This is a genomic window from Arthrobacter sp. Soil764 (genome assembly GCF_001428075.1).
GTDB lineage: Bacteria > Actinomycetota > Actinomycetes > Actinomycetales > Micrococcaceae > Arthrobacter.
Genome location: NZ_LMSI01000004.1, coordinates 132075 through 139304, shown reverse-complemented (window position 1 = coordinate 139304; position 7230 = coordinate 132075). Strand labels below are relative to the sequence as shown.

The following is a 7230-nucleotide window of genomic DNA, read 5'->3' as shown; positions in this document are numbered from 1 at the left end:
GCCGATACTCCGGAGTGAATTTACGTCGTGTCGTGCTCACAAGAACACCTTCCCGCAGAATCCAAGGATCCCGCTACTTCAGGTGTCCACCAACAGAGGTTAACCCCAGGGAAGCGCGGGTTAGGCGGGGGTGACGCGCAGCCAGAGGTACTGCCGGGGGAGGAGGGTGACCCCGTCGTCCAGCTGCAGGGTGGCTTCGGAGAGAAGGTCGACGGCGGCGGCAGCGAAACCGGCAAAGTTTTCCGCAGGAAGGGTCTGGGCTGAGTCGCCGAAGTTGGCGAGGGCAAGGACGATGCTTTCTTCCTCGCCCGGGCGCTGGTAGGCCAGCACCGAGCGGTTATTCGTGCGGAAATCGACCATTTCGGTTCCTGCCAGTTCGGGGGTGCCGGCCCGGACTTCGATCATCCGCTTCAATCCCGCGTACACGGCGCCTTCCGGGGTGGTGGGATCGTCGCGGCGGGCGTACTGTTCGGCGGGGAAGTGCGGCCGGTGCACCCAGCGGCTGTCCGCCTCGTGGCCCGGCTCGGACGCGTAGGAGTAGTCGTTGACCTGGCCCACTTCGTCGCCCAGGTACAGCAGCGGGATGCCGCCGGTGCTGAACGGCACCGAATGGGCCAGGAGGATCCGTTCCACCGCCTCAGCCGGGTCAACCTCCATGCCGCACAGGGACGCCGTCGTGCCGGAAATCCGGCAGTCACCCGTCTTGGGGTTGTCCTGGAACGGGACGCCGCGCGCGAAGCTGCCCGGGAACCGGTTGACGTAGAAGGAGTTCAGGAAGCGGCGGTGGTCAAAGCCGTTGATGCCCAGTTCTGCCGCGTCCTCATCGGCGAAGGTCCAGCCGATGTCGTCGTGGCTGCGGACGTAGTTCACCCAGGCGGTGCCGTCGGGGATGTTGTGCCTGCGTTCCAGCGCCTGGGACAGGAGGGAAACGTCCCGGGTGGCCAGGGACTCCCAGATCAGGGCCATCTGCAGGGGGTTGTAGGAAAGCTGGCATTCTGCGGGGTCGATGTACAGCGCCACCTCGTCCGGGTGCACGATGGCCTCGGACTTGAACAGCAGTGACGGTGCCGCCAGCCGGCAGACCGCGTTGAAGGCCCGGAGCAGCGTGTGGGCCTGGGGAAGGTTTTCGCAGGGGGTGCCCAGCTGCTTCCAGATGAAGGCCACTGCATCCATGCGCAGGATGTCCACGCCCTGGTTGGCCAGGAACAGCATCTCGGCAGCCATGGCCCGGAAGACCTCCGGCTTGGAGTAGTTCAGGTCCCACTGGTAGGTGTGGAACGTGGCCCAGACCCACCGGCCGTCGTCCATCTGGATGAAGGATCCGGCGTGGTTCTCGGGGAAGATTTCGCGCACGTCCGCCTCGAAGGCGTCCGGCATGGTCCGGTCAGGGAATATCCAGTAGTAATCGCTGTACTCCGGGTCGCCCGCGGCAGCCTTCCGCGCCCACCCATGTTCGTCCGAGGTGTGGTTGAAGATGAAGTCCACCACCAGGCTGATCCCGTTGGCGCGCAGTTCCGCCGCCAGATCCCGGAGCTGGTCCATGGTGCCCAGTTTCGGGTTGACCTCACGGTAGCTGGACACCGCGTAGCCGCCGTCCGAGTGCGGTTCGGGCGCCAGGAACAGCGGCATCAGATGCAGGTAGGTCAGGCCCAGTTCCTTGAAGTAGGGAATGCGGCTGCGCACCCCTTCCAGGCTTTCAGCGTAGCGGTCCACGTAGCAGACACCGCCCAGCATCCCGTTGGACTGAAACCACTCCGGCGTCTCCTCGCGTTCGGCGTCCAGCGCCTTCAGCTCCGGGGAGCGCTCCTGCCACGACCGTGCGCTCTGGACCACCAGCGCGGACAACTGTTCCAGCCAGTCCTGCCGGGCGCCGTAGAGCGAGTGGAAGAGACTGCGAAGCGTGGGGAAGTGCTCCTCAAGCCGCCGGTCGAAGTCCGGATCCGTATGGAGGCCGAGGTCCCGCTCCCGCGCCAGTGTTGCGAGCACTGACCGGCGCGCCTCTTCGTCCTCATTAACGGATCCCTGCATGTTGACCGGCCCTTTCCAACGCCCGCCGGCTCCTCCGGCGATATTTTACGGAAGTATCCCACGCCACACTCGAAGGGGTGGGGACGGAGGGAATACGTTGTGGATGGCACGGCCGGCCGGGACCATTTCCGCGGAATATCGTCCCGGCCAACCGGCCCTGTGGTGGGTATGGTTCCCCAACCTGATAGTGCTACGCCTGAATCCAGGCAGTGGTCGCGCCCGGCAGGAGGTCTCCCTTGAACGGGGAACTGGAGACCAACAGCCTGCCGGAGGGCAGTTCGAAGGATTCCGTGCCGAAGTTCGTCACGGAGGTCCAGCCGTTGGGGCGACGGAAAGCAAGGACATCGTCCCTGCCGGTTTCCAGCAATTCCAGCGTCTCGGCGGTTTGGAGTTGCCGCCGCAGGGCCAACGCGCGGCGGTAGAGGGACAGGGTTGAATCTTCCTGGCCTTCCTGGGCTTCCACTGAGTTGCCGGCAAACCATTCCGGCTGCGGCAAGTGCGAGCCGCCGGGGCCGAAACCGAACGAGCTGCCCCCGGAGGTCCATGGCAGGGGGACCCGGCAGCCGTCGCGGCCGATGTCCACGCCCTTGTTCCGGAAGAACGCAGGGTCCTGCCGGGCAGAGTCGGGGATTTCGCTGCCGACTTCCTGCAGTCCCAGTTCCTCGCCCTGGTACAGGTATGCCGAACCTGGAAGGGCGAACATCAACAACGATGCAGCGCGGGCGCGGCGCAGGCCGAGCTCCACGTCGACGTCATCCTGCCTGCCGCCGGCCAGCAGCCACCGCTTGCCCGCCTGCCCGGCCATGATCTCGCCGCCGGCCGAAGGGTCGGACGCGGGGAGGCCATAGCGCGTGGCATGCCGGACTACATCGTGGTTTGAGAACACCCAAGTGGACGAAGCGCCTGATGCTTGGGCTTCTGCCAGGTTCTTGACGATGGTCGTCCGGAACTGCCCGGCGTCGAAGTCCGCCTGCAGCAGGTCAAAGTTGAAGGCCTGGCCAAGACCCTCCGGGCTGGCGTAGCGCGCACGGCGGTCAGCGTGCACCCAGGCTTCGGCGACGGCGGTGCGCGGCGGGTTGTATTCGTTGAACAGCCGGCGCCATTCGGCGTAGATCCCATGAACGTCATCGCGGTCCCAATACGGATGCTGTCCTGCAAGATACAGCGCCTCGCCCTGGGCTTCGAGGTCCGCCTTGGTGGGCAGGGTTTCTTCGAGGTTCTTTGTCAGTGCGTGGGCTACGTCGATGCGGAATCCGTCCACGCCCCGGTCCGCCCAGAAGCGCAGAGTCTTCAGGAAGTCTGCGCGGACTTCGGGGTTGTCCCAGTTGAAGTCGGGCTGTTCCCTGGCAAAGATGTGCATGTACCACTGCCCCGGGGTGCCGTCGGGCTCGGTGATGCGCTCCCACGCGGGACCGCCGAACACCGAGTCCCAGTCCGACGGCGGCAGCTCGCCATTGTCGCCCAGCCCGTCACGGAAGATGTACCGGTTGCGCGCTGCGGAGCCTTTGGGCGAGGCGAGGGCTTCCTGGAACCACTGGTGCCGGTTGGAGGAGTGGTTGGGGACAATGTCCACGATCAGCTTGATGCCGGCTGTCTTTAAGGCGTTGGCCATTTCGTCGAAGTCGTCCAGGGTGCCCAGCTTGGGATCCACGTTGCGGTAGTCGTCCACGTCATAGCCGCCGTCGGCGAGGGCGGAGGGGTAGAACGGGCTCAGCCAGACGGCGTCGATGCCCAGATCCTTCAGGTACGGAATCCTGGCGGTGACACCCTTCAGGTCGCCGATGCCATCCCCGTTGGAGTCCGCAAAACTGCGGGGGTAGATCTGGTAGACCGCGGCCTGCCGCCACCAGTTGGGGTCGGCCATGATGCTGGCATTGCTGTGGGTTGCCTGGGTGGTGATGGTGGGCAAGATCGGTTCCTTCAGTTTCATCTGGAGTTCGGTGTTTTGGTCAGGAGTTACTTGACGGCGCCCTGGGTAAGGCCGGACATCACCCAACGCTGGGTAAACAGGTAAACGATGATGGCGGGGGCCATGGCCATCAGGTAGGAGGCGAAGGCAACGTTGTAGCTATTGCTGAACTGAGTCTGGAAGATCTTCTGCAGCACCGGGATGGTCTGCAGTTCCGGGTCGGAAATGATCAGTGAGGGCATCATGAAGTCGTTCCATGATGCGATGAAGGCGAAGATGCCCACGGTTGCGCTCATTGGTCCGAGCAGGGGGAAGATGAGCTTCCAAAACACCTGCCAGGTTCCGGCGCCGTCCATGCGCATGCTTTCCTCCAACTCCAGGGGGATCGAGCGCAGGAAAGCAGTGAACAGCATGGTGTTGAATGCCAGGGCAAAAACGATGTGCAGGATGGCCACGCCCAGTGGGTTATCGAGCCCGACGAGGCCGGTGAGCTGGATCTGCGGCAGCGCCACCACCGGGAACGGGATGAACATCGCCGCCAGCAGGTAGAAGAAGGACCAGCGGAAGAGCCGCCGGTCCCAGTTGCGGACGATGGCGTAGGCCGCCAGTGCCGAAACGATGATTTCGCCTGCAACGGCGATCACTGACACGAACACGGAAATCCCGAAGCCCCGGGGGAAGTTCGTGAGCGTCCACGCCTGGGCAAAGCTGTCGAAGGTCAGCGGGCTTGGCAGTGAGAAGGCGTTGCCGTCCACGGCCTGGCCAGTGGTTTTGAATGCCATGCTGATGGTGACATACAGCGGGACGAGCACACTGAGCGTGCAAACGATGAGGATGATGGTGGCGGGCCACTGGGTACGTTCCGGGCCGGCGGGGATCCGCTGTCCCTTTCCTGCCGCGACGGGTTTTACGGGGATGGTGCTGGGTGCGCTGCTCATGCTGCGATCCCTCCTTTGCCACGGGTGAAGCGAAGCTGGATGAGTGCGATGACGATGCTGATGAGGAAGAAGATCACTGCATTGGCCATCTGGTAGGCATAGTCGCCGCCCTCGAAGCCGCGGAAGATCGACATGGCGACGCTCCGTGTGGCGACGCCTGGACCGCCGTCGGTAAGGCCGATGATGATGTCGTAGGCGTTGAGGTAGTTCTTGAAGCCAAGGACCGTATTGATCACGGCATATCCGGCAATGAGGGGCAGGGTGATGTGCCGCAGGTTCTGCCAGGGCGATGCCCCGTCGATGGAACTCGCCTCGTAAACCTCGGGAGGGACCGTGAGGAGCCCCGCGATGTAGATCAGCATGGCACTCGGAATGGACTGCCAGGCCGTGACGAAGACGATCGCAAGCCACGCGAGGTTGGGGTTGGCCAGGAGGCTGGTGGCCAGCGGCTCTATGCCGGTGCTTTGGCCGAACAGGGGCAGCGAGTTCGAGAAGAGGTACTGGAAAACGAAGGCGATGACGATGCCGGAGATCACCATCGGGATGACGAATACCGTGCGCAGCGCAGCACGGAACCGCACGCGGGACGTCAGGCCCAGGGCCAGGAGGAAGGCCGCGGCGTTCACGACGATGACCGTGACGAGCGAAAAGGTGAGTGTGAAGCCGTAAGCGCCCAGGACGCCTTCATCGCGGAACACCGCGATGAAGTTCCGGACGCCGATGAAATCGAAGTCACCGAAGCCCACGGAGTTCGTGAAGCTGTAGATGAACCCGAGCACGGCAGGCAGCGTGACGGCGAGCGTGAAGATCACCAGGGAGGGCAACAGGAAGACGTAGTAGAGCGGATCGACGCGGCTCCTGCCTGCCCTTGCCGCTGCGGTTGCGGGTGGTGGCGTCACCTCCGCCCTGATGGAAGGTCTCGTCATTGATGACATGGATGGTCCTCGTTTCATGCTGTGAATCGAAAAGTGTGGTTATGCGCGGAACGCCAGGCGCGCCCAGTCGGCGTCCATCCTGCGCAGCGTGCCCTCGGCATCGGCACCGCCGATGATCGACTGGATGTAGTTCGCCGCCGGGATGGAGTTCGGAATGAACTGCGAGGCACCCATGTAGAAGCGGCCTTCGTCGTAGTACTTCTGCATCTCAACGATGCGGGGGTCGGTTACCGGCGGTGCATCTTTGGTGGTGCCGAAACCCAGGAATTTGGCGTTGTAAGGGTTCTGGATCTCCGGCTGCATGAGGTACTGAAGAAAGTCGCGGGCTCCCTGCTGCCCGTTGGCCACCTCGGGTACCCAAAGCGAGAGGTCGATGTTGACCCGGACCTTCAGATCGGCGGGATCACCGGTCATGGGCAGCGGGAAGGTTCCCAGATCCAGGTCCTTGCCGGCCTTCTCGATCTCCCCGAAGGCCCACGGTCCCTGGAAGTACATGGCTGCCTGGCCCTGCGCCATGGCGGTATTGCCGTCTCCGTAGCCGCGGCTCGCGGCATCGGGATTGACGTACTTGGTCAGCTCGACCATGCGCTTCACCGGCTCAAGCAGCGTCTTCTGGAACGACACTTCCGAGTCCGGTCCCACGTTCGCGCCAGCGGCGTGCATTGACTTATAGAAGCCACGCACGTTGATCATTCCGCCCACCGTGTAGTCGAACAAACCCTGTGCCACCGTCCAGGGATCACGGAAGGTGCCGTAGATCGGGGTGATGCCGGCTGCCTTGAGCCGCTCGCATACCTCGATCAGCTCATCCCAGGTCGTAGGGACGGCGAGTCCGTTCTTTTCGAAGATGCGGCGGTTGTAGATCACCGAAGCCGCCATGACCGAGTAGGGGATCACGCTGGTGCGGCCCTCATAAGTTGGGTACCAGTTGGTGAGGTCGAGGACATCGTCACGGATGGAAGCCGCGGCCGGGAGGTCTGAAAGATCCGAGAGCGCCCCGCGCTCCATGAACCGGGCCATTTCCAGGTTGTAGTTGAGGCATCCGAGATCAGGGGGACTGCTGCGGACGAAGCTGGCAGAGAGATTCGTGGCCATGTCATGCAGGACACGGACGCGGTCCTGTGAGGCGGTGAACTTGGCAGCCAGGTCCCGAAAGTAGGGAACTGCCTCCGGTTTTGACTGGTGGAACGTGATGGTCGGCGCAGTACCGGACGGGGCGCAGCCGGCCAATCCGAAAGCGGTGAGCGCACCTCCGGCAGCAGCGAGGAAGGTGCGTCGGGAGAGTGGTCTCCCGGCGGGCGGCAAAGGTGGCAACGTCGGCTCCTCATGGGCTCTCTGAGAATTTATATGGATCTTATATTTAGGTCCTATACGAGGATGGGGGACGCAGGGTCTATCGTCAAGGGGTGGACGGAATTAC

5 protein-coding genes are annotated in these 7230 nt (G+C 63.4%); all 5 read right to left on the bottom strand.

Going from position 1 to position 7230, the window contains the following annotated elements; genetic code table 11:
• Positions 1–120 precede the first annotated feature (120 nt).
• Positions 121–2028, bottom strand: a complete 1908-nt coding sequence (locus tag ASG86_RS04860) for an amylosucrase (RefSeq protein WP_056331038.1) — start codon at positions 2026–2028, stop codon at positions 121–123.
• Positions 2029–2218: 190 nt separating this feature from the next.
• On the bottom strand, positions 2219–3937 hold the full coding sequence (locus ASG86_RS04855) for a glycoside hydrolase family 13 protein (RefSeq protein ID WP_056331077.1): 1719 nt from the start codon (positions 3935–3937) through the stop codon (positions 2219–2221).
• Between the two features lie 47 nt (positions 3938–3984).
• Entirely contained in the window at positions 3985–4875 is an 891-nt protein-coding gene (locus ASG86_RS04850) for a carbohydrate ABC transporter permease (RefSeq protein ID WP_056331035.1), read from the bottom strand.
• Complete coding sequence (locus ASG86_RS04845; protein WP_056331033.1) at positions 4872–5810, bottom strand: carbohydrate ABC transporter permease; 939 nt, start codon at positions 5808–5810, stop codon at positions 4872–4874. The genes ASG86_RS04850 and ASG86_RS04845 overlap by 4 nt, the downstream gene beginning before the upstream one ends.
• 39 nt (positions 5811–5849) lie before the next feature.
• Entirely contained in the window at positions 5850–7124 is a 1275-nt protein-coding gene (locus ASG86_RS04840; protein WP_235565100.1) for an ABC transporter substrate-binding protein, read from the bottom strand.
• Positions 7125–7230 lie beyond the last annotated feature (106 nt).

Coding starts and splice junctions, on each gene's coding strand:
- ASG86_RS04860 (WP_056331038.1), bottom strand. CDS start 2,028: ATGCAGGGATCCGTTAATGAGGACGAAGAGGCGCGCCGGTCAGTGCTC.
- ASG86_RS04850 (WP_056331035.1), bottom strand. CDS start 4,875: ATGAGCAGCGCACCCAGCACCATCCCCGTAAAACCCGTCGCGGCAGGA.
- ASG86_RS04845 (WP_056331033.1), bottom strand. CDS start 5,810: ATGTCATCAATGACGAGACCTTCCATCAGGGCGGAGGTGACGCCACCA.